This window comes from Rummeliibacillus sp. TYF-LIM-RU47, from assembly GCF_008638315.1.
GTDB lineage: Bacteria > Bacillota > Bacilli > Bacillales_A > Planococcaceae > Rummeliibacillus > Rummeliibacillus stabekisii.
Map to the genome: position 1 here is coordinate 206,476 of NZ_VVIR01000002.1, position 23,300 is coordinate 229,775.

31 protein-coding genes are annotated in these 23,300 nt (G+C 38.4%); 26 read left to right on the forward strand and 5 right to left on the reverse strand.

Going from position 1 to position 23,300, the window contains the following annotated elements:
• The first annotated feature begins 3 nt into the window (after positions 1 to 3).
• The 5 genes from F0527_RS12350 to F0527_RS12370 all read left to right on the forward strand — a co-directional run bounded on the left by F0527_RS12350 (position 4) and on the right by F0527_RS12370 (position 4,819).
• Positions 4 to 1,365: a bifunctional metallophosphatase/5'-nucleotidase gene (locus F0527_RS12350; protein WP_150285098.1), complete on the forward strand. Its 1,362-nt coding sequence runs from the start codon at positions 4 to 6 to the stop codon at positions 1,363 to 1,365.
• A 45-nt stretch (positions 1,366 to 1,410) separates the two neighbouring features.
• Positions 1,411 to 2,514 (forward strand): HD-GYP domain-containing protein, encoded by a 1,104-nt coding sequence (locus F0527_RS12355; RefSeq protein WP_150285099.1) that lies wholly within the window; start codon positions 1,411 to 1,413, stop codon positions 2,512 to 2,514.
• Between the two features lie 50 nt (positions 2,515 to 2,564).
• Positions 2,565 to 3,362, forward strand: a complete 798-nt coding sequence (gene yunB / locus F0527_RS12360; RefSeq protein WP_150285143.1) for a sporulation protein YunB — start codon at positions 2,565 to 2,567, stop codon at positions 3,360 to 3,362.
• A gap of 143 nt (positions 3,363 to 3,505) precedes the next feature.
• A complete protein-coding gene (gene lipA / locus F0527_RS12365) occupies positions 3,506 to 4,423 on the forward strand; it encodes a lipoyl synthase (RefSeq protein WP_066789228.1) in 918 nt (305 codons plus the stop codon).
• Between the two features lie 30 nt (positions 4,424 to 4,453).
• Positions 4,454 to 4,819, forward strand: a complete 366-nt coding sequence (locus F0527_RS12370; protein ID WP_150285100.1) for a YutD family protein — start codon at positions 4,454 to 4,456, stop codon at positions 4,817 to 4,819.
• Positions 4,820 to 4,839: 20 nt separating this feature from the next.
• On the opposite strand, the gene F0527_RS12375 is transcribed toward F0527_RS12370, so the two are convergent.
• On the reverse strand, positions 4,840 to 5,106 hold the full coding sequence (locus F0527_RS12375; RefSeq protein ID WP_066789222.1) for a DUF3055 domain-containing protein: 267 nt from the start codon (positions 5,104 to 5,106) through the stop codon (positions 4,840 to 4,842).
• Between the two features lie 89 nt (positions 5,107 to 5,195).
• Between F0527_RS12375 and hepT the strand changes: the two genes are divergently transcribed.
• Entirely contained in the window at positions 5,196 to 5,648 is a 453-nt protein-coding gene (gene hepT, locus F0527_RS12380; RefSeq protein ID WP_147196420.1) for a type VII toxin-antitoxin system HepT family RNase toxin, read from the forward strand.
• 1 nt (position 5,649) lies between these two features.
• Positions 5,650 to 6,417, forward strand: coding sequence for a TIGR01457 family HAD-type hydrolase (locus tag F0527_RS12385; protein WP_066789219.1), 768 nt, complete (start codon positions 5,650 to 5,652; stop codon positions 6,415 to 6,417).
• Between the two features lie 294 nt (positions 6,418 to 6,711).
• On the opposite strand, the gene F0527_RS12390 is transcribed toward F0527_RS12385, so the two are convergent.
• The gene (locus tag F0527_RS12390; protein WP_066789217.1) at positions 6,712 to 6,948 is read right to left on the reverse strand and encodes a YuzB family protein; all 237 of its coding nucleotides are present in this window, start codon (positions 6,946 to 6,948) and stop codon (positions 6,712 to 6,714) included.
• A 262-nt stretch (positions 6,949 to 7,210) separates the two neighbouring features.
• Between F0527_RS12390 and F0527_RS12395 the strand changes: the two genes are divergently transcribed.
• The 4 genes from F0527_RS12395 (at position 7,211) to F0527_RS12410 (ending at position 11,050) form a co-directional block, all read left to right on the forward strand.
• On the forward strand, positions 7,211 to 8,275 hold the full coding sequence (locus tag F0527_RS12395) for an NAD(P)/FAD-dependent oxidoreductase (RefSeq protein ID WP_066789215.1): 1,065 nt from the start codon (positions 7,211 to 7,213) through the stop codon (positions 8,273 to 8,275).
• 508 nt (positions 8,276 to 8,783) lie between these two features.
• Positions 8,784 to 8,984, forward strand: a complete 201-nt coding sequence (locus tag F0527_RS12400) for a cold-shock protein (protein WP_066788929.1) — start codon at positions 8,784 to 8,786, stop codon at positions 8,982 to 8,984.
• A 512-nt stretch (positions 8,985 to 9,496) separates the two neighbouring features.
• Positions 9,497 to 9,958, forward strand: coding sequence for a CarD family transcriptional regulator (locus F0527_RS12405; RefSeq protein ID WP_190323475.1), 462 nt, complete (start codon positions 9,497 to 9,499; stop codon positions 9,956 to 9,958).
• Between the two features lie 525 nt (positions 9,959 to 10,483).
• On the forward strand, positions 10,484 to 11,050 hold the full coding sequence (locus F0527_RS12410; protein WP_150285145.1) for a dihydrofolate reductase family protein: 567 nt from the start codon (positions 10,484 to 10,486) through the stop codon (positions 11,048 to 11,050).
• Between the two features lie 229 nt (positions 11,051 to 11,279).
• Here F0527_RS12410 and F0527_RS12415 read toward each other — a convergent pair whose 3' ends face one another.
• The gene (locus F0527_RS12415) at positions 11,280 to 11,606 is read right to left on the reverse strand and encodes a YuzD family protein (protein WP_150285101.1); all 327 of its coding nucleotides are present in this window, start codon (positions 11,604 to 11,606) and stop codon (positions 11,280 to 11,282) included.
• An 82-nt stretch (positions 11,607 to 11,688) separates the two neighbouring features.
• On the opposite strand from F0527_RS12415, the gene F0527_RS12420 reads away from it, so the two are divergent.
• Complete coding sequence (locus tag F0527_RS12420) at positions 11,689 to 11,937, forward strand: NifU family protein (protein WP_223823599.1); 249 nt, start codon at positions 11,689 to 11,691, stop codon at positions 11,935 to 11,937.
• 61 nt (positions 11,938 to 11,998) lie between these two features.
• On the opposite strand, the gene F0527_RS12425 is transcribed toward F0527_RS12420, so the two are convergent.
• The gene (locus F0527_RS12425) at positions 11,999 to 12,682 is read right to left on the reverse strand and encodes a DUF2225 domain-containing protein (protein WP_150285102.1); all 684 of its coding nucleotides are present in this window, start codon (positions 12,680 to 12,682) and stop codon (positions 11,999 to 12,001) included.
• A 145-nt stretch (positions 12,683 to 12,827) separates the two neighbouring features.
• On the opposite strand from F0527_RS12425, the gene F0527_RS12430 reads away from it, so the two are divergent.
• The 4 genes from F0527_RS12430 (at position 12,828) to F0527_RS12445 (ending at position 15,789) form a co-directional block, all read left to right on the forward strand.
• Entirely contained in the window at positions 12,828 to 13,190 is a 363-nt protein-coding gene (locus tag F0527_RS12430) for a HesB/IscA family protein (RefSeq protein ID WP_066789200.1), read from the forward strand.
• 141 nt (positions 13,191 to 13,331) lie between these two features.
• Complete coding sequence (locus F0527_RS12435) at positions 13,332 to 14,381, forward strand: tyrosine-type recombinase/integrase (RefSeq protein WP_150285103.1); 1,050 nt, start codon at positions 13,332 to 13,334, stop codon at positions 14,379 to 14,381.
• A 140-nt stretch (positions 14,382 to 14,521) separates the two neighbouring features.
• Entirely contained in the window at positions 14,522 to 15,436 is a 915-nt protein-coding gene (locus F0527_RS12440) for a hypothetical protein (protein WP_150285104.1), read from the forward strand.
• A gap of 29 nt (positions 15,437 to 15,465) precedes the next feature.
• Positions 15,466 to 15,789 carry a hypothetical protein gene (locus F0527_RS12445; RefSeq protein ID WP_150285105.1) on the forward strand — a complete coding sequence of 108 codons (324 nt, stop codon included), beginning with the start codon at positions 15,466 to 15,468 and terminating at the stop codon, positions 15,787 to 15,789.
• A gap of 65 nt (positions 15,790 to 15,854) precedes the next feature.
• On the opposite strand, the gene F0527_RS12450 is transcribed toward F0527_RS12445, so the two are convergent.
• A complete protein-coding gene (locus F0527_RS12450; protein WP_150285106.1) occupies positions 15,855 to 16,061 on the reverse strand; it encodes a helix-turn-helix domain-containing protein in 207 nt (68 codons plus the stop codon).
• A gap of 170 nt (positions 16,062 to 16,231) precedes the next feature.
• Here F0527_RS12450 and F0527_RS12455 point away from each other — a divergent pair, with 170 nt between their 5' ends.
• From F0527_RS12455 to F0527_RS12500, 10 genes are all read left to right on the forward strand, one after another.
• Positions 16,232 to 16,420, forward strand: coding sequence for a hypothetical protein (locus tag F0527_RS12455; protein WP_150285107.1), 189 nt, complete (start codon positions 16,232 to 16,234; stop codon positions 16,418 to 16,420).
• Positions 16,421 to 16,438: 18 nt separating this feature from the next.
• Positions 16,439 to 16,729, forward strand: a complete 291-nt coding sequence (locus F0527_RS12460; protein WP_150285108.1) for a hypothetical protein — start codon at positions 16,439 to 16,441, stop codon at positions 16,727 to 16,729.
• A 172-nt stretch (positions 16,730 to 16,901) separates the two neighbouring features.
• On the forward strand, positions 16,902 to 18,194 hold the full coding sequence (locus tag F0527_RS12465) for an FtsK/SpoIIIE domain-containing protein (protein WP_150285109.1): 1,293 nt from the start codon (positions 16,902 to 16,904) through the stop codon (positions 18,192 to 18,194).
• Positions 18,139 to 18,735 (forward strand): replication-relaxation family protein, encoded by a 597-nt coding sequence (locus F0527_RS12470; protein ID WP_223823600.1) that lies wholly within the window; start codon positions 18,139 to 18,141, stop codon positions 18,733 to 18,735. Before F0527_RS12465 ends, F0527_RS12470 begins: the two co-directional genes overlap by 56 nt.
• A 15-nt stretch (positions 18,736 to 18,750) precedes the next feature.
• A complete protein-coding gene (locus F0527_RS12475; protein ID WP_150285111.1) occupies positions 18,751 to 19,248 on the forward strand; it encodes a hypothetical protein in 498 nt (165 codons plus the stop codon).
• Between the two features lie 384 nt (positions 19,249 to 19,632).
• Positions 19,633 to 20,016 carry a hypothetical protein gene (locus tag F0527_RS12480; RefSeq protein WP_150285112.1) on the forward strand — a complete coding sequence of 128 codons (384 nt, stop codon included), beginning with the start codon at positions 19,633 to 19,635 and terminating at the stop codon, positions 20,014 to 20,016.
• A 63-nt stretch (positions 20,017 to 20,079) separates the two neighbouring features.
• Positions 20,080 to 20,622: a helix-turn-helix domain-containing protein gene (locus F0527_RS12485; protein ID WP_150285113.1), complete on the forward strand. Its 543-nt coding sequence runs from the start codon at positions 20,080 to 20,082 to the stop codon at positions 20,620 to 20,622.
• Positions 20,623 to 20,814: 192 nt separating this feature from the next.
• Positions 20,815 to 21,321, forward strand: a complete 507-nt coding sequence (locus F0527_RS12490) for a hypothetical protein (RefSeq protein ID WP_150285114.1) — start codon at positions 20,815 to 20,817, stop codon at positions 21,319 to 21,321.
• Between the two features lie 431 nt (positions 21,322 to 21,752).
• Positions 21,753 to 22,547, forward strand: coding sequence for a hypothetical protein (locus tag F0527_RS12495; protein WP_150285115.1), 795 nt, complete (start codon positions 21,753 to 21,755; stop codon positions 22,545 to 22,547).
• Positions 22,548 to 22,702: 155 nt separating this feature from the next.
• Positions 22,703 to 23,263 carry an HNH endonuclease signature motif containing protein gene (locus F0527_RS12500; RefSeq protein ID WP_150285116.1) on the forward strand — a complete coding sequence of 187 codons (561 nt, stop codon included), beginning with the start codon at positions 22,703 to 22,705 and terminating at the stop codon, positions 23,261 to 23,263.
• The last annotated feature ends 37 nt before the right edge of the window (positions 23,264 to 23,300 follow it).

The window sequence follows — 23,300 nt, forward strand, 5'->3', positions numbered from 1 at the left end:
TGCATGTTAGAGACTATTCATATATACCATACAAATGATGTGCATAGCCATCTGGATTATTGGCCAAGAACGGAAGCGTTTTTAACAAAACAAAAGAAGCTACATGAGGAAAAAGGGGAGAGCTGCTTTATCTTAGATATCGGCGATTTTATTGATCGTTCGCATATTTATACTGAAGCTACACTGGGCCAGGGGAATGTCAAACTGTTAAATAATGCTCATTATGATGCAGTAACAATTGGAAATAATGAAGGCATAACTCTCTCAAAGGATGGATTAAATAGTTTATACAATAATGCCCAATTTGATGTTATTGTGGGCAATTTGAAACTCGATGGTCAGACACCTAGCTGGGTAAAGCCATATACCATTTATCAAACAGCACATGGTACAAAAATAGGGGTAGTAGCTGCTACAGCTGAATTTAAAACGTATTATGAGCCGCTTGGATGGTCGATAGATGAGCCATTGAAGTCTTTGCAAGATACGGTTGAGACGATTCATTCAGAAGTGGATCTTGTTCTTTGCATGTCTCACTTAGGCATTCATATGGATGAACAGCTTGCAGTGCTATGCCCTAAAATCGATGTTATTTTTGGCTCACACACCCACCATGTTCTTCAACAAGGAAAAGTAGTGGGCAAAACATTGTTAACGGGCGGCGGAAAGTATGGAACTTATGTAGGTCATACAGAAATCACTTATAATCAAAGCCTTCAAAAAATGGAGAGAAAAGATACTGAACTACAGCCTACAACAGAGCTGACAGCTGTAAAAGATGAGAAATTATTTAATACAAAGCTGATAGAAGAAGGAAAGAGCTTGTTGAATTATCCTGTCTTTGTAGCAGAAAAATATTTAAACAAGGAATGGTTCCATCATTCTGCGCTATCCCGTTATTTTGCAGAAGCTTTATTAGAATTCTCACAAGCAGATTGTGCTTTGTTTAATGCAGGGATTTTTCTACGTGATTTGCCTAAGGGTGAGGTAACTGCATTTGAAGTACATCAATGTTTGCCACATCCCATCAACGCTTGTGTGATCGAAATTAGCGGGAATGAATTAAAACAATCATTAGAGCTGATAGATCAATCTATCCAGTGGCCCTATAATGAGTTGAAAGGCCTAGGGTTTCGAGGAGTCGTTCTTGGCAAAATGTTAACATACGGATGTTCTCTGCAAAATGGCCAATTGTATATAAATGGAGAAAAAGCCAATGATCATCAGGTATACAAGCTGGCAACGTTGGATATGTTTACATTTGGATTTTTCTTTCCGGAGTTCAAAAAGTTGCCTAAAACATACTTGTTACCACAATTCTTACGTGATATTCTGATTTTATATGGAAAAAAAGTAGTCAAATAAGTATTATTTTAATTAGATTGACTTTGAAAGAATGGGGAAAAAGCCATGCGGTTGATAACAACTACAGTTTTAAAAGCAGGTATGATTATTGGCAGAACAATTTGGAATGAGGCGAATAGACCACTATTGCAAAAAGGTGCAAAGGTATCTGAACCTATGATTAAGCGGCTGCAACAGTTGAATATTCACTATGTCTATATTGATGATGAGATTTCCTCCAATATTGAAATAGAAGAAGCTATTCCTATTGATATGCGTTTAAAAGCAGTCACCCAAATCTCCTCCTCATTTAATAAATTGAAAAATGTAAAAGGGAAGGAAATGACCTATTGCTTAGACCAGGAATCGAAGCACTTTGTGGGCATTATTGATGATTTGCTTGATAATATCATGAAAAGTCGCGAGGTTCTTACTGTATTAAGTGATGCTTTCCTCTACGATCATTATATTTACCAGCACTCTATGCAAGTTGCGATCTATTCAATCGCTATTGCAAAAGAGATGAATTACAGTGCAACAGAATTACGCCAAATTGGCATTGGGGCCATTTTGCATGACGTTGGAAAGATGATGATCCCACAGACCATACTTTCAAAACCGGACAGGCTGTCAGATCAAGAATATGAAACAATGAAGCAGCATGCCCAATTTGGGTTTGACTTGCTTCGAAACTTACATACGATTTCCCTGTTATCAGCGCATTGTGCATTTCAGCATCACGAGAGATTGGATGGTAGTGGCTATCCTCGTGGCCTATTAAATTTTGAAATCCATCCCTACGCAAAAATAATAGCTGTAGCAGATGTCTTTGATGCAGTGACCTCCAACCGGGTTTATCGAGAAAAGATGATGCCATCGCATGGCGTAGAGATTATTAAAAAAGGCAGTGGCACATTGTATGATGAACAGGTGGTTGAGGCTTTTCGGCGGTCGGTCGCCTATTATCCAAATGGCACAGTTCTACTTTTGTCAGACGGCAGAAGAGGAATTGTCTGCAAGCAATATAAGGACAATCCTGAACGTCCATGGCTGCGGATTTTTGAAGAAAGCGGCAGGATGGTGAAGGCAACTTATGAGCTACTGCTCGAAGACTGTCCAGAAGTATTTGTCGAATCAATAGACGATGCATTTGTCCCTGATATTGAATAATAAATACCTCCTAGTCATATAAGTGATTAGGAGGTATCTTTTTGCGCTTAATGAAGAAAAGAAAGAAATTATTTGTGGTAAAACGGTCTCGCTTTTTGCCCGTAGTGCTGGGAAGCATTGTAGGCTGTGTGCTTCTTTTCTTTTATATAATAAATGTTCGCCTGATGCCTATCTTTTTACAATATGCGGAAGCTGAGACCAATAGCATTGCGTCTTATGTAATTAGCCAAGCTATTTATGCCGATAAAGATGGTGAACAAAATAATTATGATATTATCGAAAAGGTCGATCCTGATAGTAATGGAGATTCAAGCATGACAGATACAAAATTAGATACTGCAGCTATCAACCGAATCATTTCAGAAAAATATAAACTAGTGCAGTCTTATTTAGAAGAAGCAGAAAGTGGAAATTTAGATCATTTGCCGAAAGCTGACAATATTGAATATGATGTGGATGCCATGCAAAAGGATGGAGGAATTATTTTTTATGTACCCCTTGGGTTAGCCACAGGCATGCCAATGCTTGGCAACTTAGGTCCCAAAATTCCGATTCGTTTTCATATAGTCGGCCATGTAAATGTAGATGTAGAAAGAAATATTAAAGAATTTGGTATAAATAATGCATACGTAGAACTCAGTGTTAAAACGAAAGTCAATGTACAAATCATTGTACCATTTGCCAGCAAATCAGCCATCGTCGAGCAGACAAATCCGGTAGCAGCCACGTTAATTAAAGGTGGTGTTCCGAATGTCTATTCAAAAGACGGCAGCACATCCCCTTCAGTCGAAGTACCTTTACCTACAGAAGGAAACAAAAATAAAGAGCAAAATGAAAATGCACACTAGGGATTAGGATTATGATGACGAATTATAGTTGAATAAATCCAATAAATGCTATATTAACCTAGACGCGGTTGTCTGAATGCACTGGTTATGATAAATTGACAACAGGGATGATTATTTTTTTTATGAAGGGATGGGATTACATCATGACCACATGTAAACCGACAAAGGAAGAGCACATTCGAAAACCGGATTGGCTAAAAATCAAGTTAAATACCAATGATGAATATAAAGGTCTTAAAAAATTAATGCGCGAGAAGAATCTTCACACAGTTTGTGAAGAAGCGAGATGCCCGAACATTCACGAATGCTGGGGAGAACGCCGTACAGCTACATTCATGATCCTAGGAGATGTTTGTACGAGAGCATGCCGTTTTTGCGCTGTTAAAACAGGTCTTCCGAATGAATTAGACTTAGCAGAGCCAGAGCGCGTAGCAGACTCTGTACAGCTGATGAACCTAAAACATGCTGTTATTACAGTGGTAGCACGTGATGATTTGAAAGATGGAGGAGCAGGTGTATTAGCGGAGACGGTAAGAGCAATTCGCCGTAAAAATCCTTTCACCTCTATTGAAGTATTGCCATCTGATATGGGCGGTGTGAAGGAGAACTTGCAAATTCTAATGGATGCAAAGCCAGATATTTTAAATCACAATATCGAAACAGTGCGTCGATTATCTCCAAGAGTTCGTGCCCGTGCTACATATGAACGTTCTTTAGAATTTTTGCGTCGTGCAAAAGAAATGCAACCAGAAATTCCGACAAAATCTTCACTTATGATCGGACTTGGTGAAACAGAAGAAGAAATAATTGAAGTAATGGATGATTTACGTGCCAATGATGTTGATATCATGACAATTGGCCAATATTTGCAGCCGACAAAAAAACATTTGCCTGTGAAGAAGTACTATTCACCAATAGAATTCGGCAAACTACGCAAAATTGCAATGTCTAAAGGATTCAAACATTGTGAGGCTGGCCCGCTTGTACGCAGTAGCTACCATGCAGATGAGCAAGTAAATGCAGCGACAAAGGAAAAACAAGCACTTGGCGAGCAAGCGTAATCACCTTATAAGAATGGAGGGTGAGCTTACATGATTATAGCGGACCAATGGATGTATGATTTAATTGAAAACCATAAAGAAGGATTTAAGCAAGAAGATTTTGATAGCCGCTATAGCGAGATTCTAACCAAATATGATTATATTGTTGGTGATTGGGGCTATGGACAGCTTCGCTTAAAAGGTTTTTACGAAGATAAAAATCAAAAAGCTAATTTTGATACACGCATTAGCACATTGCAGGATTATTTATATGAGTACTGCAACTTTGGCTGTGCTTACTTTGTCTTAAAGAAAATGGGCAAAGCTAAGAAAACGGAAGAAATAGCCAATGCAGAGCCGAATCAAGAAGAGGTAACTATAGAGGAAGAACAACCAAAAACAACGCAGGAGCAGTAAATTGCCCCAGCGTTGTTTTTTTAACCGATTAATTCATATAAATATTCGCGTAGTTCTTGAGCCTCTTCAGGCGGACGGTTATAAACCGCTTCTATATAGCCGGGTTCATCCAAATCATCACTACCCAAAATAGCAAAGCGGCTATATTGCATATCAAGAACGAGCAATTTACCGTAAAAACGTCCGCTTTGCATAATTGCTAAGTCATAACGTTGATTTTCGCCCATAAAGCTGACGAATCTTGTTTGGGTTTCTTCCAAATCATCGTATAAGAAAAATCTTTCCATGTGAACGCAGCCCCTTCCAATCCTAAAAATTATGGTACTATAGAAGAGGACAAACTATCAACCTTAAACATGTGACTGGAGGCTTTACAGTGTATTTTGTTGACCGAAAAAAAATTGTGAAAAACCTAGAATATATGGAAGAGCTAATCACTACTTACGAACAAAGTAATGATTGGCTAGAGGACCGCGTACACCGTTTAGCAGTTGAACGCATTGCCAATATATTGATTGAGGCGATTATCGATGTGGGTAATAGCATGATTGATGGATTTATTATGCGAGATCCAGGCAGTTATGAGGATATTATAGATATTTTAGTGGACGAATCAGTTATTACCTCTGAGATGGACGAGCCGTTGAAAGAACTGATTGGCTTGCGTCGTGGACTTGTACGCGATATTTTAGATGTAATCGACGAAGAAGTAGTCAATGTATTGACAAAGAACTTGGCTGCTATTAAAGAATTTTCTCCAAAGGTGAAAGATTACTTAACAAATGAGTTAGGCCCTGTGACTGCTTTTATCCCGGAAGGTGAAGAGTAAAATGAAATCCTATTTAGCGTATATATTTGACCTTGATGGAACGGTGTACAGAGGAAAAGAGGTAATTGAGGATTCGAAGACCTTTATTTCGTATTTAAAGGAAAAAGGCATTGAGCCTTTTTATGCCACAAATAATGCAAATATGACTGCTGCTCAAGTACAAGAGAAACTTAAAAAAATGGGTATCGAAACAAGCATTGACCGGATTATGACCTCAGCAATTGCGACAGCAAAATACATTGCAACAGCTTATCCCCAAAAAACTGCAAAAGTTTTAGGTGGAGATGGCTTAAAACAAGCCTTACTTGATGAGGGGGTTGAAGTAGTCACTGAACAACCGGATGTAGTTGCACAAGGTATGAATACAGAACTAACCTATCATATGCTGGCAGATATCTGTTTTGATATACAAAATGGCGCATCCTTTGTCGTGACTAACCCTGATGTAAAATATCCAACTGAAAGAGGATTTGCACCAGGAAACGGTGCACTTGCCGAAATGGTGCATACAGTAACTGGCGTCGAACCCCTCTATATAGGTAAACCAGCAAGCAATATGCTTGAGCTCATACGTACTAGTTTTGACCTACAAAAAGAAGATATGATTATGATTGGCGACAATTATGATACAGACATGATGTGTGGCATCCAGTATGGAATCGATACATTACATGTCAATACCGGCGTTTCCCGAACAGACGACGTAAAGAAAAAAGAATTGCGTCCTACATTCACAGTAGACACATTGATTGAATGGGTCGGGAATTAACTAAATTAAAAAAGAAGGGACTTTCTGTGGATAACACCAGAAAGTCCCTTCTTCGTATTGAAATAAAACTGTATTAAGAATAATGGTTAGTGACACTGGCGCTTCTCGCATTAGTTTTAGGTAATGCAATGGTAATTTGAATAAAAGAAGGGGAATTAACGTAGACTCCTGCGGGATAGCGAGACAGACGAGACCCCGCAGCGAAGCGAGGAGGCTCGACGCTCGCCCGCGGAAAGCGAAGTTAATTCCACTTCGATTCATAACCCCTATTTATCCGCCTCACTAGAACATTCCTTAGAATAAAGGATTTTCTTCTATGAATTGATAAATGTTCTTAGTCAGTTCTTCCGGCGTTTCGCCTTCTACCATTTCGCCATTAACAAGCGCATAAAGCGATTCTGAACATCTTGTACAATAGCTTAAACAGCCATATTCCAACACATCTATGTTTGGATCTTTTTCTAACGCTTCAAATGTATCTTGAGAGCCGTTTGCTAAATTGCTCACGCAAAATTCAACAAGGGGATTCATTCTACCTCACCTCATTTCGAATGCTACTATTATTTTGTTTATTCGTCAATGTAGAGCATCATTAATCTCTATTTATTCGACAGCTCTATCGCTTAATAATTTTCACCTTAGTATCACTTACTTGTTCAAAATATAAGGAGAAACCCCATTTTAGTTTTTCAATTTATATTTGTGAAACTTCTCACAAGTGTATTGTGAAAAACATCACAATCAGTTATAATGGGGATGAAAATGTGACGAAATTGTTAAAAGGGAGTTTTCAATGAGACGTTTAGTATTATTGGGCGGAGGATACGGCAACATGCGCGTACTAAGCCGCTTATTACCCAACAACTTACCTGAAGATATTGAAATTATTTTAGTAGACCGCACCCCGTTTCATAGTCTAAAAACGGAATTTTACGCATTAGCCGCAGGTACAACACCTGAAAAGGAAATACGCGTAAATTTCCCACAACACGAACGCCTGTCAAAAGAGTATGGTGAAATCGTGAAAATCGATATTGAAAACAAAGTGGTTGTGCTAGATGAAAATCGTGAAATTGCATATGATGACTTAATCATTGGGCTTGGATGCGAAGATAATTACCACCATGTACCAGGTGCAGACGAATTAACATATAGCATCCAGACAATGGCAAATTCTCGTCTGACTTACAATGCGCTTGGCGGCCTTCCGTCAGGTTCTACTGTAGCTATTGTCGGCGCCGGCCTAAGTGGCATTGAGCTTGCGAGTGAATTGCGCGAAAGTCGAGAGGATTTGACAATCAAATTATTCGACCGTGGACCGCGTATTTTAAAAGATTTCCCAGAGCGATTAAGCAACTATGTAAAAAAATGGTTTGACCGTCATAATGTAGAGGTCATTGCGCAATCAAATATTACAAAAGTAGAAGATAAGATACTTTACAATCACGAAGAGAAAATTGTAGCAGATGCCATTGTATGGACGGCAGGAATCCAGCCAGTAAAAGTTGTCCGCGATACAGGGTTAGAATTAGATAAAGGAAGAATCGCAGTTACTCAATATATGAATGTACCAAATGATGAACATGTCTATATTGTAGGGGATTGCGCGGCATCACAATTTGGCCCTAGTGCTCAGCTTGCAGAAGAACAAGCGGAGCATATCGTCAAAGTCCTTAAACTACGCTGGAGCAATCAGTCTCTTCCAGAAAAAATGCCTGAAATTAAATTAAAAGGATTCATGGGAGCTTTAGGAAAGAAACAAGGCTTTGTTTATATGGCCGACACTACTGTCACAGGCCGTATTGCTCGTTTGATGAAATCTGGATTGCTGTGGATGTATAAGCGTCATAACGGTTAATAATTAGCTAGAAACGTTGCTAACAGCGTTCCTAGCTTTTTATGTTAGCTGAATGAATGAAACATCACATATTTATCACATTCCACTTTGAGAAATGGACAATTTCACCAAATCACCAAACTTATTCGCCATTTTATCCTGAACATTTTTTTCATTTTTTCTGTAACGCGAGCTTCAACGAGTAAAGTAATGTGTGTGTGGCGTAAAATATGCGGTATAAAGCATACTCTATAGATAAATATATGGTATAATCAACCTGTGAGAATTCATTGATACGCTCAAAGCCCTGTCTTCTTGTGGATGATAGGGCTTTTTTTATTACTTGAATCTAAATATTAGACAAATGTGTATTCATGGTATATTATTAAGGTAATAAAAGTTCTTTATAGAAATAACTTGAATTTACATATTACAAAGAGTAATCGTGTTGGTTCGGTACTTTTTGTAATATGTGAATTTTTTCTTTAAAAAGCTTATGTATTAATAATGTTTATTGGAGGTCATTTAAATGACACAAGGTACAGTAAAATGGTTTAACGCAGAAAAAGGTTTCGGATTTATCGAAGTTGAAGGCGGAGCAGACGTATTCGCTCACTTCTCAGCAATCCAAGGCGACGGATTCAAATCTTTAGACGAAGGTCAAAAAGTTGAATTTGAAGTTGAAGAAGGTCAACGCGGACCACAAGCTACAAATATTGTTAAACTTTAATTTTAATTAGCTTGTTATATACAAACTAGAGGGATCTTTTCAATAAGGTTCCTCTTTTTTATTTGGTTCGATTCGAATATCTAAATAAAATGCATGAAGATGAGTAGCTTTGTAGCAGGTAACTTAATTGTTACCTGTTTTTTTACATTTTTAATATTATTATTCGGCGTATGATTTTAGGGGCTCTAATAGAATGAATTGAAGATGGGGAAAGAGATTTTAGAATTTATGCGATAAATGATTGATTTAACTAACGCTTATTATATATTGATAGGGAGGGTAAGCCAAATCACATAAGATATATTGTTTTAAAGCACGGCATTTCCTGGAGAACTAGTGATTTGATTAGCATTGACGGAATTCACTTACCGAAAAGGAATATAGAGTTCTCTTTCGGATTTTTAAATAAAAGGTAGTTGACAATGAAAAAGATTTATGCTAAAATTAAAAAATTTGATAAAAATAATATATATGTTAAGGTTAAGAGGTACTATAACATGGAGGTGGAGGATTTGTTCGAAATTGGCGATAACATTGTTTATCCAATGCACGGAGTAGGTATTATTAAAGCTATAGAAGAAAAGGAAATCTCAGAGGGAAGACAACAGTATTATGTCATAAAAATGTTAATTGGTAATATGCAAGTCATGATTCCTACTGATAAAATATTGAGTTTAAGTATACGCCCTGTTACTGACATAATTACATTAAAACACCTCATAGACATTTTTCAACATGGAGAAACAGATAGACTACTGCCTTGGAAACAAAGATATAAAGTGAACACGGACAAAATAAAAACGGGTAGAATACAAGAAAGTACTGAAGTTGTACGTGATTTAATTAGTCTGAAGAAAGAAAAAGCACTTAATCCAAGCGAAAAAAAAATGTTAGAAAACACACATGAATTTTTGATTAGTGAACTAGAATTAATTAATGGAATTACTGAAAATCAAATAAAAATTTTCTGCTAAGGTGTATTTAATTTAATTTAATATATTATATTACATCTCCCAGAAATATCCTGAACCTTCGGAAAATATCTTTATTATTAAAAGTAAATAATTTCAAAGACATTCATCTTCTACAGCTCACTTTTAGAGCATTAACCTCTTTTGTTATTTCTACAATCTAATCCATTTATATTATTTAAATTCCTTATACAAAGGTTTGAAGTTTCAGCAAATAACTTGATAAATAGTCACTTGATTTTTGCAACCCTAATTCACACTGGCACGGACAAGGCGAGCTGTAAGGATGAAATAGAGGTTTTTTACATCTACTGAGACAGTGAATAGTAATTGTGTATCTTCTTTACATAAAAAAGAAAAACGAATTGGTAACACCATATGGTCAACTGCGAAGAAATAAAACGTCTACTTAATACGGAATATAACACAATAGCAAATGTTAATAAAAAGGTATATCATGATTGATTTTATCCTTTAAAATTAGATGCAGTACAGAAGAAATATATGAATGGAACAGGTGGAAGAGTTATGTTGATTAACGCGAAGCAAAGAAGAATTATTTTAGATTTAGCAGTTACATTAGATAGTTTTATTGAAGGGGTAAATGGAGAAGTTGATTGGTGCATTATGGACCCTGATATGGAGTTCACTAGTTTCTTGAATCAAATTGATACTATTTTATATGGTAGAAAAAGCTACGATTTGTGGGGACAATATATGCCTAAAGTCAATGACTCAGATTCCGAAAAAGAAATTTGGGAAATGATTCATAGCAAAGAGAAATATGTGTTTTCGAGAACAAAAAGAGAAGCTAATAATGAAGTAATGTTTATAAATGAAAATATCGCTGAAGAAGTGAATAAACTGAAGAATGAGCCTGGAAAAGACATCTGGCTATATGGGGGAGCAAGCCTTATTACAACTTTTATAAATTTGGGGCTTGTTGATGAGTTTAGATTATCTATTCATCCAGTTGTCTTAGGTGAAGGAAAACCCATGTTCAGTGAAATAAAACAGATATTGAATTTAAACCTGGTTGACACAAAAACATTCTCTTCTGGTGTGGTACAACTAATTTATCGTTATACTCGATAGTAATTAACGCTTATGATGCCTGTGATTTCTAATTTCATTGGACCAGTTGCAATTTTATAACTTAAAACCTGTTTATTTTACATCGCCATACTTAGAAAGAATGTTATTATCTTTTACGTCTATTGTAGTTTCTTTTTTATTTTCTACAGACACACCGCAAGCACTTAGCAATAGCAACGTGCTAAGTATCGCTATTAAGATTTAGGTATAAAAAAAGAACCCCAACAGCCTAGGCTTGCTGGAATCCTAATCGTTCAAGCTCTTTATAGATTGGTTTTAATTGAATATAACCCTCGCCGATTACTTCATTATTAATTAGCACAAGTGGGTAAAAGAACTCATCATTTAAAATGCGCTCAGCCCATTCTTTGTGGCGTGTATTCTCAATTGGTTTTTCGATATCAATATAGGAGATGGTGTATAGCGGTTGTTCGTACTTGCGATCAATTGCCGCTTGAAGCCATTCATACGTATCCTTGGAAGATGGTGCATTGACACAGCTGGCACATTGGGTGCTTGCACCATACACTTCTATTGCAATAGAATGATTTTCCATAACCATTAAGCCTCGCATTTCTTTATTGGATTTTTTACCTTATAAACATTATAATAATTTTAGGGAAAGGAGTCGATAGTAAATGACAGAACATGTGCAAGAATCAGAAATGTTTAACTCAGTTCAAGAGGTTTTAGATAAATTGCGCCCATTCCTTCTTCGTGACGGCGGGGACTGCCAACTAGTTGATGTAGAAGACGGTATTGTAAAATTACGTCTGCTTGGAGCATGCGGTAGCTGCCCAAGTTCTACCATCACACTAAAAGCAGGCATTGAACGCGCACTTTTAGAGGAAGTACCTGGAGTTGTAGAAGTAGAACAAGTATTCTAATGAATGTATAAGGCTATCCATGAACCGGTCAATACTGGTAATGGATAGCCTGTTATTTTATTTATAAAGTTTCTTTTTCCTCACGCATACGCTGCCACTGGTCTTTGGCCATTTCCAAAATCTTAGGCTCATTAAATAGACGTTGTTTCTCAATAACTTTAGAGAAGTAGCGTATTGCTTGCTCTTTATCGCTCATACGCCTTGATATCTCTGCAATAAGATAGAGTACCCGGAGCTCGTTCATAGATGTTCCCTTATAATCCTCTACAGAATAAGATTCAATATATTGCTCTCTAGCAATTTTCATAAATCTTTTCTCCATCATTTCTTGGCTGGTCATTCGGTATAACCAGGCTATCCGTAAGGCTAACCCCGCTAATGTAATATGCTTCTCTTTTTTATAATTGCCGCAAACAAGACCAAGCTGATAAGCTTGAAGCGCATCGGCAATTGAACGTTCGCCTGAAAAGCTGTGTTTTTTCCAATGTGCTGTGATATGTTGATCAATCGCTTCTTTTACGCCAGGTGCAAAATATTTTGAATAATCTTCCGTAAAAGAAAAGCCGCAATGTTCACATACAAATACATTATAAAATAATGGATTAACGTCATTTTCATAAATGGGGCGAAAATCACTTTCATTTTCTTTTACTTTTATGAAATTAGAACGAACTTTCATCGTCTTAAATTGTTGCTTGCAGTGCAAACACTCTAGTCGCTTTTCGTAATAAGGAGAAAGCTCCATAGCAATAGCCCCATTTCTAATAGTGGATATAGTAGAATTATATCATAAAGGTGTAAAAGAAAATTTGATTTTTTTGTGAGCGTTAGCGTTTTACTGCTACGGCAAAAATTGATATGATGAATATATAAGAAAGAGGTGGATACGGATGACACAAGTTGTGAATATTACAGAAGCAGCAGCATTTCATATTAAAGAAATGATGCGAAACAATAAGGAAGAGGGATCTTTCCTTCGTGTAGCCGTAAAAGGCGGCGGCTGTAGCGGCCTTTCCTATGCAATGGGCTTTGAACGTGACCGTCAAGAGAGTGACCAGCTTCTTGAAATACAAGGACTGCAAGTGATTGTATCAAGTGAAGATGCGCCAATTATTCAAGGAACAACGATTGATTTTAAACAATCGCTTATGGGTGGCGGATTTACCATTGATAACCCGAATGCAATCGCATCATGTGGCTGCGGTTCATCGTTCCGAACAGCAAAAGTTACAGGAACTCCTGAAAATTGTTAAGCGTCTAGTGTGCGGTATGTGTAACGTTAGGGTTACGTATTTCACCGCAATTAGTGTTAGTCGATTACCGGCTATATAACTGTATAAATACCGTATATAAAGCACTTTCAACGTATTTACGCGTTGGAGGTGCTTTTTGTTTTGTCTGAAATACGAAGTATCAAACGTAGACGGACCAAAGTGGAATCACGCATAAATGAGTCTGAAACTATTCGCCTAATGACGATTGACGATGCGTGGGAGTATTTTATTACCGCAAAGTTGGGAGAAGGCATACGAAAGAGAACTCACGATGACTACTCGAATACTTGGCGCTACTTAAACGAATGGCTAATGGAGAAAGGTTACGAAGTTAAACATGTAAGCGATATAACGCCAACGATGTGTCGTGATTATATCAAGTATTTAGCGTATGATGCTCCACGATTTAAAGGCCACATCTATATACACAATGATCAAGGCGTAGGTTTGTCATCTGCAACGATTAACATGCGAATACGTTCGCTAAAGGTTGCCTTCAATTTTTGGAAACGAGAGAAAATGATACGCGAAAGTCCAATGGACAACGTGAGGATTCAGAAAGTAGACGTCGATAAAATCGAATCATTTACGGATGAACAGATCGAGGCAATGCTTGGCGCTTGCGACCAGCGAAAGTATGTAGGCTTTCGGGACTATGTATTTCAAATCTGTTTACTAGATACCGGTATGCGAATGAATGAGCTTTTATCGCTTGAAATGGAATCTATCGACATTAAATCGCGTTCTATCCATCTTTCAGCAGAGTTTAATAAGAATCGTCGATATCGAGTAATTCCAATATCGCCCATAACGTTGAAACTGTTATATGAACTTGCAGACGAGAATAAGGCACATTTTCCGGAGCAAAAGAAAATCTTTTTATCTTGTTACGGTGAGCCGGTGAAAGATACGCAGATGAATAAGCGATTAAAACATTACGGAGATATGACCGGAGTAGGTAAGGAGATTCGTAGCACTGCGCATACGTATCGACATACATTTGCGCGAAATTACATTCTCAACGGGGGAGATCCGTATACACTCATGCGAATTTTAGGACACTCTTCGTTGAATATGACGCGCCGTTATATACAGATGACGGACAGTGATGTAATAAAACAACATAACAACTTTTCGCCTGTAAGTAAGATTCGAACGAAACTACGTTAAAAAGAACATAAAAAAAGAAGCTCCCCTCGACGGCAATCGAGAGTGCGCTCCCCACAAAACTTCTACTAATATTATATCGCCTTTGCGGTATTAATGCAATTGGGAGAGCCGCGGAGCTTCTTAGTGAAGGAGCTTATCTAATGACGTTATTAGCTTATAACGAAAAAGTACAACAATACAACGCAGCGCCCGATAGGAAATACAAAAAGAATCGTTTAACTTCGTTAATCAGCATAGTACAATCTGCTGGCTACGTGTTCGAGCGACTATTCACAAACGCAAAGCAACGTGTATTGGACGAAATCATATATTTATTAAGCGGTAGTGGTATTTGCAAAGTAGGTGGTGAACATCTTGCGAAGAAGTGCGGAGTATCTATCCGAACAGTACGAGCTACCATTTCCGCAATCAAAAAGACGGGGGAGTTTGAAGTTGGCCGTATTGCGAACCGACATGCCGGGAAATATATTTTCGTAGATAAAGCACATGCCGATTATGACTGGATCATGCACGATGTATTTGGAGTAAATGCACCTCTCGATGCACGTCAAGATGCACCTCTTCAAAACGCTGAAAGCCTTGCGAGAGTAAGCGTCGAGGACGAAAATGACGCCCTTAACGGTTTTAACTCTCTTAATCTTTTAAAACAAGCAAATAAAAATAATAATATATATGACGCCTTTGAAAAAGAAAATAACAATGTAGAATATGTAGATCAATACGCGACTAATCCATTGCAACACCGTTTTTACAAGCTAATGGACATGCTACCACTGCCTGCGTTAATCAGAGATAATATGGCTCTTTTAGCATTGAGATTAGGCGCTGATGCCACTACTAAGACGCTTAAGAAGGCGAATTCACTTATTATGCACATGGCGTTAAGATTACGTGATGGATACGTATATAACAACGTAGTAGCTGCATTTAGTGAGGGCTTACGTAAAGCTATGCTGTACGACGAAAAACCATATGGCAATCAACCGCCCGTATTATATAATTGGCTTAGGCAGGAGAATCCACCGATTCACTATGATTGGATTCTGAATAAATAATGCCTAATTAATAAAAAAGGCGGATTAAAATGGAATTAACTCTGAATGAAGCAAACGTGTTGAAATTATTAGAATCATACTCAACAGGATTTGCAACAGTAGAAACTGTAAGAGCATATGTGTTTCCTAGTACAAATTTAGAAGCTACAAATACTATTCATAGTTTAATGGGCAAAGGAGCTCCAATTCGCGACGTCGGTCTTGAAAAAGGTGGTTGGCGATTAGAATCTCCACACGCTATGGTAAACCACTATCTTGATCTAATAAAGGAATCGCAGAAACGTATTGAGAAAATAATGGAGTACTCAAATGAGAGATATGAGAAGTTTATTGAAAGCGAAGTTAAAAAATAATCGTTGAAAATCCGGAAAAGCGTATGGAGATATTAATACAACAAAAAAAGACTAACAATAACGCGCTAGTCTTCTTCGAGTTTCAATATATCGCAAATGCCAACGTTTAAACCTTCACACAGTTTTGCTAAAGAATCACGTTGATATTGCATTGTTGAATCATTATACATTCGTCTCACTGTCTCGGGTTGAAGATCGCATTTTCTAGCACATTCGCGTATTGTCCAGCCACGTTTATCCACCAATTCTTTTAGGTTGCTACGTATGTACATATGGCCACCGCCTTTCTGTAAGCTAAGTATATATAATTTATTTTAAAATGTCACGCTTTGTAGTTGACTACGTATCGTGACGGTGTTATAGTTAGTTTATCAAATAAAGGCGGAGCGCCCATATTTATGTATATGTGTCACGTTCCGTAGTTAAAACAGGGGGAATTAATATGCAAATTCGCTATATTTTTACGGTAGTCGGCTGGGTAAATGTTTATCACATCGGAACGGGAGAAGTTGTCAATATCAATCCGCAACAATTCGCAGAGCTATGCCCAACAGTTAGTAAAAAGGCTCGATTAGGTTGTACAGAAATCACATTGTCTCAAGCCGCTAAACTTTTTAAGCAAGTAGCCTAAAAATGGGAGGTTAGCTAGATGAAAAAGCATCGCTATGATGATTTAGAAAAAACAGACTTCGTTGATCCGGCAGTAGGCGTAGTATGGCGAGATAAAATCGTCAAGTTGCCAGGAACTGCTCGTATCTTTTACACATTTGAGAACGGCAATGAAAGTGAACTGCCGGACAGCATAAACATAACTTTCGACATCGACCGGTATGACCGTTTCGACTTGCCAGTAACGGAAAGTGTAATCGAATTTTTAGATGACATCGAGAATAAAACTGTTCGCCAAATGCTTGAGTTTTTTGCAGAATACGCAATTTAAAAGTATTCCCGGTCAACTTCCCAATCAATGTCCACTGCACAATATAAAACGGGAAGTCGATTAATACCGGCATACCAACGCATTGAACACGTTTTCTAACCTTCTCGATCGCCGCAACTCTTACTATGTAAGATAACCCAGTGGCGCAATACTAAACGAAAGGTGTGCAAGTTTGCTATTTGAAATTTTGACGACCGGAATAATGGGCGGAATCGCTGCGAAAGCCTTCGTAAAAAAGAACGGCTTAGCTTCAAATGATAGCGGTAAAATACAACGCATCTTTTCACTTTCCGGCCTAAACGTAAAAGACGGCAAAGATACATTGACCACGCAGCTAGTCCGCAAAAAGCAGTACGACTGGGGCTGGGAGTATAAGTATCGCATACCGCTTGGCCGGAGTTTTGACGATTACCTGGCGAAGTTGAAAACCTTAGAAGATGGCTTAAACAATCGTCGCAAACGGATTACATTCGCAGACTTATCAAAGGTACAGCTTGACCGTGATATCCTCGAAAATCTTAGGACGCTATGGACCAATAAGCTCACAGACCGCAAGGAAATCGAGTTAGCATACGATGGCTTGTTGATCGTCCGCATTTATAATGAGCCGATGCCGAAAGAAGTGCCATTCGTTCCGGGTAGAGGTTGGAAAGTGCCGGTCGGCATAACACGCGATAAAAATACGTTTAAGTATCACGACTTTGAAAAGATACCGCATTTGGTGCTCGGCGGTGCCACTCGCTACGGCAAAAGTAATTTTATTAATACGCTTATAACTAGCTTAATTCAAAGTAAGCCGGATCACGTCAATTTCTTTTTAATTGACCTAAAGGGCGGCGTTGAGCTTTGCGATTATGAAAATATTAAGCAAACGCAATTCATCGCATATGAACCGGAGGAAGCGCTAGCAACGTTACAATTGGCTTATGAAAAAATGAGAGAAATACAGCGTCAATTAAGGACTAAAGGTAAGAAGAATGTGCAAGAAGGCAGTATTAAAGAGCGCTATTTCATCATTATTGACGAGGTAGGCGAGCTCAATCCGCTTGAAGCCGTAACGAAGGAAGAAAAGAAACTAAAACTCGAGTGTCAAACGCTAATGTCGCAAATTGCAAGGCTTGGCGCTGGGCTAGGTTTTAGACAAATACTAGCGACGCAATATCCGACTGGCGACGTAATACCGCGCCAATGTAAGCAGAATAGCGATGCAAAACTATCCTTCCGTGTGCAATCCTCGATTGCTTCGCGTGTCGTGCTTGATGAAACGGGTGCAGAACTTTTGCCGCCAATTAAGGGTCGGGCGATTTATCAGACGGCTGACAGGCGTGAGATTGTGCAAACTACGCTTATTAAATCGGAAGTTATCCGAGAAACAATAGAACCGCATAAGGGGGCGCCAAGAGTTGCGATTGAAAAAGTTGAGTCAGCGCGACGAGCAGATACTGTTACTTTTACGCAAGTTTGACTTTTTGACGCGAGATCAGCTTAACGCTTACTTTTATTTCGGCACAAAGCGCAACACTAATCGAGTAATGGCGAACCTGGCGCCTTTTCTTATGACAATCCGCGAAGGCTATCAATCTATTTACTATTTAAGTAAGCTAGGTCGCGAATATGTCGGCTGCGAGAAGATTCGCAAAAAGGGTGGCAACGTCCATCATACAATCATGCGCAATGAGTTTTGGCTGTACAACAATAGCCCAGAAGATTGGAAGAATGAAATAAAGGTGTCGGACGGCAGCGCGACCATAATCGTAGACAGTATGTTTTATAAGAACAACTTTTGCAATTTTCTCGAAGTTGACCGTCTCCAAACGATGAAAGAGAACGCAAGCAAGGTGCGTCGCTACGAGGAACTGCATAGAAACGGCTTGCTAGAGCAAAAGTTATTTCACTTTCCGCGACTCACATGGCTAACCACAACGGAATTAAGGCGCAAGCAACTAGCAGAGCTATGCGCTAACTTGCCACGCGTGAAAGTCTTTACGTATGACGATATTAAATAGCGAAGGGAAGATGTAATGTTATTTAAACGTAAAAATCGAGTAGAAGTTGTGCCGGAAAGCGAATGGACGGATTATGGCGATCAATATGTAACTAAAAAGGGTCTAGCGCTAGCTGCGTGTGTGCCGGCCGTCGGTAGTGTGGCATTAGTTGCGCAAAGATTCATGACAGAGAGTGCTCCGCAAGTTATAGCCACAAGTGCCACTCCTATTGCGCCGACTGCGGCAACACCCATGCCAATGCCAACGGTTAGTCCGATAGGAGATCCGACAGGCTTCGTCGCAGATAAATCGCTTGAAATGCTCGCTACAGTGCTTAATCCGGTCATTGACATCTTAGTGGCGATTAGCTTTCCGATTGCGTCAGTTATTATGGTCGGCGCTTGCTTCTTCTTTATGATTGGTAATTCCGAAAAAGCGTGGTCCATGATTATGAATGCGGGTCTCGGATATGTGCTAGTCCAGTTATCGCCGTTATTCCTTGAGATATTGCGTAAGGTTGGCGAGACAGTTTAATGAATTTGAAGGCAGACGCTTTTTATGGCGTTTGCTTTTTTTATTTGAAAAATTTCTACGGAAGTGTGAAAAAAGAAAAGTTATTACGTATTGAGAAGTGAAGGCATAAAAAATAAATAAAAATTGTTAAAAAGTGTGCGAAGCGAAAAGATATTACGCATTAGTAAGTGTAAGAGATAAAAATTAAAAAAGTTTTCCAAAATCGTGCACGTTTTTAGATTTCGAGTATATCTATTAGTGAAAGTGTAAGTTTAGAAAAAATTTTAAAAGCATTCGAACCTTAGAGCTATATAGCTTTGCACATTTTTTAGTTGTTCTATGAATTAATGAAGTGGTCCAAATTTTGTTGCCGTAGTGTCTATAAGAAAATGAGGGGGATGAAAAATGATACCAAAACAATTTTTATATTTAAGAAACTGCTTCGAGGATGTTAAGAAGATTAGAGATTTAGTTAGCGATGTCAAATATGGATTGGCTGACATATATGTGGAAGTCGATGACGATTGGGTTGATATTTTAGTTTTCATGGGCAAAGAAGTTGAAGCAAATCTATTCAATACGGTTGAAGAGTGGATTATGCACTATCCAGAGCAAGATTACATCTATGATGCGATTATCTCACGATCTATACAAAAGTATGCAATATCGCCATTGACGGATTTTGATTTTATCGACCTTATGGTTGCAACACGCGAGTATTTTGACGCATTACCTATCAATGAATTGCGTGTGATAAACGAAAGAAAATGGAGTAAACAACAATCATAGTTACCGTTTATATTTTTTTACTTAACTACTACAAAATAATTCAATTATTGGAGGAATTTAAACATGACTAACACTTTACGAGCAATTCGCGACCACTTCTTATTATCACGCAATCAATTAGCAGAAATCGCAAAAGTAGGTAACTCATATATCGCACAAATCGAAACGGGCAGCCACAAACTTTCATACAACCTTAAACGAGTGGTTATGTTGGAGCTTGGAATTTCTGAACTTGAACTTCTCGAAATTGAAAGAAAATATGAAGAGAAGTTACAACGTCATGCGCGTATCCTTCCAATTACTCGTAAACTAATTGAAGCAATCGAGCTTTTACCAATTTACCAAGCTATTGATGATTTTTTAGGAGAGCGTACTTACAATATATCGGTTATATCGAATGGTTTTAATGTGGATTGGCACAAGTTAGTAGTCTATGAACTTTATGACGGTAACTATATATCAAAGCCAATATTCATAGACGAAAATAAAGGCTGGGTGCATTTACAGGGAATTGGTGAAATTTCCTTAGAACAGGCGGTAGAACATTTCCGCTATGGTATGGCGAAGTTCGAAGGAAAAGTAATAGAGAGCGAGGTTTATGCTTAATGAACTTTTACTACTGCTACTCTCCGGAACTCTATCGCATACTCACTGTGAAGGGTTTCCGGTACATATGTACCGGCTTGAATGAACGTACCATGCGCCAGTTTTGGCAATATGAACGAACGAAGGCGCTTGGACAGGCCTTAGCTGAATATACGTTAAATAAACCAATATAAGCGGAAGGGGTTAGGTGGAATGGCGTTAGATCAAACGAAGTTATTACCAGGCAATAAGAAAGCTCTATTAGTTGCAGAAAACTACGAAACTATTAATCGTGATGTTTTTCGGATTGTGTTTCCTCGAATCATAACCGATTTTAAGACGCATAGTCCAAAGGCAAAGCTCGGCGATGCATCTTTATTTTATATCACGCTACTTTTGAATGTTGACGGCAAAGCATTCGATGATTATGGATTACCGCGTGAGCGCTTCGGGGCGTGTTTCCTTTCAATGAATAAAATTAATGAAATGACTGGTATTAGCGTCAAGCGAATGAAGTTCTTGCGTGAGGTGCTACTTGAAAATGGGTTGCTATTCGAAGTCAAAGAAAAGGTTGTAAATATGCGCAGGCAACTTTGGTACTATCCCTCCTGGTGTCCATCGGTTAGTAGCGATGGATATGTCATTAACGAAGATGGCGAGCGGATAGTACCCAATATGGAACGACTCTTAAAAGAGTTCGAAAGTGCTCACAAACGTTGATATGTCGCATACATGACTTATGGGTGCCTTCGATATATACCTTAAGGTATATCCGCAAACAGTCCTTATGGTGTCTTTAAAAAGAGAAAGCGTAAAAGAGAAACGGTAAAAGAGAAAATATTCCGGCGCAATAATTAATGCTAATGATTTCGGATTATTTAACGCTAATAAGAGATTAAAACATCTCAAAATTTTGCAAAGCAAAATGTTTGGATTAGTTAAAGATTAAGCGTTAATACATTCGGATTTAATAATGCGGAAGTTAGAACGCTAAGACATATCCGTTATATTCAACGCAGATTCTTTCGAATCTAAGACACCGCGAATATATACATTATTGATCGCTAATCAAAGATTAAAAGAAAAGGGAAGCGAACCGCTACTAGGCGCGCCGGCCACCAATCACACTAAAATTGGAGCGTGAATACACGATGATGATGAACAAAGCCGAACTGGCTGCACGCAAAGACTTACTAGCATTATTTTATACGCACTATCGCAAGAACTTGCCACAAGACGAGAGGAAAGCGCTCGTTAAGTCCTTTACGAATAAGCATAAAAGTAAAATAAATCTGACTAAGCCGTTTATGAAGCATCCGCTTAACCACATATCGCCCTACGCTAAGACAAGCTCTGCGTTGGATATACTAGCAGATTTCCTGCTTGCACCGAAGCAAACGACTGAAAAGCTCGAAGAATATCCGATACTTTCAGCAGATCGAGCGCATAAAAAAGAATTGAAGAAAGTGAAGGTAGAAAGGTCGCTTATATTTCAGCACGAGATCCCGGATAACGAAGAAGGGCAGGCGACAAAGATTCCGGCTGGTTGTGTAATTGAAGATGATACTATCGCAAGCCCTAGCGTAGAAAACGAAGCAATTTCCGCGAGAGACGAAGAAATCATTTTCGAAGGTGTACCGCGCAAAGTCTATGAGTATCGCAAGCAAATTCACCATGTGAAAAGGAACGCCAATTTTTACGCAGCGACTTATGAAGAGATGGGCTACGATTATGCTTTTGCCTTGCGGAAAATCAAAGGGATGGACGTTAGACGCGTGTATGAGTGCGATATATGTAAAAATGCTGCGTATGCGAGAGATTTACGGAAGTTGAAAAGTCGAGTGAAAGTGTGCGATCAACAAAGGGGAATTGGCGGAAGTAGGTTTTCTTGTTGTGAGCTTGAGAACATGAGACGAACAAAAAGAATTGAGCGAGAAACCGCATAGCGACACGATTTAGCAGACAAAAACGCCTATATAATTAAGGGCGAAAAACTCGCCAACTTTTTTATTTCGATTAATTATCTAAAAAACCATAGAAAAACCCTATTATAATTTTACTACGGATTTTTAATAAAATCAAGCGAATAGGAGCAATGAAAATGACGGATGAACAAATAAAACAATGTATAACTTGCAAAGAAGTAAAGCCACTAGAGAGCTTTCCAAGTCGACCATCATTACCGGACGGCCGCGAAGGTGAGTGCAATTCTTGTAGGAGTTTACGGCGAAAAACTGGTGACGGTTACCTAAAAGAACGCTTGCGCAAACATTATTACAGGAGTGGAGGCAAAGGTGACCTGACATTGGAACAGCTAAGAGAAATCGAATCACAAAAGCGGTGTACTTATTGTGGATGCGTTTTGTATGACGAAATTAGAATGGTCGATCATGTATATTCACTAGGGCAGTTGTGGTCGCTTAATTGCGCTATAAATATGGTTGCTTGTTGTAGGTCATGTAATTCATCTAAACGTGATTCTCATGTCTACGATTTTTACCAACGTAGTGATAAGTTTACCACTGCTCAATGGGAAGAGTTTGTTTATAAGTTTGCTAGAAGAGCCATGAGATGTGAGCCTTCAAAGGAAGAACTCGAACAATGGAGTATAGGTTTTGAGCTCGAAGCGAAGGAGTTGAAGGAATATTTACAAAGAGCATGAATCGTGGGTGGCTGGGAATTTTATTTATCTTTATGTC

Bases quoted from the DNA above. Each gene is read 5' to 3' on its own strand.
- F0527_RS12350 (WP_150285098.1), top strand. From the start codon at position 4: ATGTTAGAGACTATTCATATATACCATACAAATGATGTGCATAGCCAT.
- F0527_RS12355 (WP_150285099.1), top strand. From the start codon at position 1,411: ATGCGGTTGATAACAACTACAGTTTTAAAAGCAGGTATGATTATTGGC.
- yunB (WP_150285143.1), top strand. From the start codon at position 2,565: ATGAAGAAAAGAAAGAAATTATTTGTGGTAAAACGGTCTCGCTTTTTG.
- lipA (WP_066789228.1), top strand. From the start codon at position 3,506: ATGACCACATGTAAACCGACAAAGGAAGAGCACATTCGAAAACCGGAT.
- F0527_RS12370 (WP_150285100.1), top strand. From the start codon at position 4,454: ATGATTATAGCGGACCAATGGATGTATGATTTAATTGAAAACCATAAA.
- F0527_RS12375 (WP_066789222.1), bottom strand. From the start codon at position 5,106: ATGGAAAGATTTTTCTTATACGATGATTTGGAAGAAACCCAAACAAGA.
- F0527_RS12385 (WP_066789219.1), top strand. From the start codon at position 5,650: ATGAAATCCTATTTAGCGTATATATTTGACCTTGATGGAACGGTGTAC.
- F0527_RS12390 (WP_066789217.1), bottom strand. From the start codon at position 6,948: ATGAATCCCCTTGTTGAATTTTGCGTGAGCAATTTAGCAAACGGCTCT.
- F0527_RS12395 (WP_066789215.1), top strand. From the start codon at position 7,211: ATGAGACGTTTAGTATTATTGGGCGGAGGATACGGCAACATGCGCGTA.
- F0527_RS12400 (WP_066788929.1), top strand. From the start codon at position 8,784: ATGACACAAGGTACAGTAAAATGGTTTAACGCAGAAAAAGGTTTCGGA.
- F0527_RS12410 (WP_150285145.1), top strand. From the start codon at position 10,484: ATGTTGATTAACGCGAAGCAAAGAAGAATTATTTTAGATTTAGCAGTT.
- F0527_RS12415 (WP_150285101.1), bottom strand. From the start codon at position 11,606: ATGGAAAATCATTCTATTGCAATAGAAGTGTATGGTGCAAGCACCCAA.
- F0527_RS12420 (WP_223823599.1), top strand. From the start codon at position 11,689: ATGACAGAACATGTGCAAGAATCAGAAATGTTTAACTCAGTTCAAGAG.
- F0527_RS12425 (WP_150285102.1), bottom strand. From the start codon at position 12,682: ATGGAGCTTTCTCCTTATTACGAAAAGCGACTAGAGTGTTTGCACTGC.
- F0527_RS12430 (WP_066789200.1), top strand. From the start codon at position 12,828: ATGACACAAGTTGTGAATATTACAGAAGCAGCAGCATTTCATATTAAA.
- F0527_RS12440 (WP_150285104.1), top strand. From the start codon at position 14,522: ATGACGTTATTAGCTTATAACGAAAAAGTACAACAATACAACGCAGCG.
- F0527_RS12445 (WP_150285105.1), top strand. From the start codon at position 15,466: ATGGAATTAACTCTGAATGAAGCAAACGTGTTGAAATTATTAGAATCA.
- F0527_RS12450 (WP_150285106.1), bottom strand. From the start codon at position 16,061: ATGTACATACGTAGCAACCTAAAAGAATTGGTGGATAAACGTGGCTGG.
- F0527_RS12455 (WP_150285107.1), top strand. From the start codon at position 16,232: ATGCAAATTCGCTATATTTTTACGGTAGTCGGCTGGGTAAATGTTTAT.
- F0527_RS12460 (WP_150285108.1), top strand. From the start codon at position 16,439: ATGAAAAAGCATCGCTATGATGATTTAGAAAAAACAGACTTCGTTGAT.
- F0527_RS12475 (WP_150285111.1), top strand. From the start codon at position 18,751: ATGTTATTTAAACGTAAAAATCGAGTAGAAGTTGTGCCGGAAAGCGAA.
- F0527_RS12480 (WP_150285112.1), top strand. From the start codon at position 19,633: ATGATACCAAAACAATTTTTATATTTAAGAAACTGCTTCGAGGATGTT.
- F0527_RS12485 (WP_150285113.1), top strand. From the start codon at position 20,080: ATGACTAACACTTTACGAGCAATTCGCGACCACTTCTTATTATCACGC.
- F0527_RS12490 (WP_150285114.1), top strand. From the start codon at position 20,815: ATGGCGTTAGATCAAACGAAGTTATTACCAGGCAATAAGAAAGCTCTA.
- F0527_RS12495 (WP_150285115.1), top strand. From the start codon at position 21,753: ATGATGATGAACAAAGCCGAACTGGCTGCACGCAAAGACTTACTAGCA.
- F0527_RS12500 (WP_150285116.1), top strand. From the start codon at position 22,703: ATGACGGATGAACAAATAAAACAATGTATAACTTGCAAAGAAGTAAAG.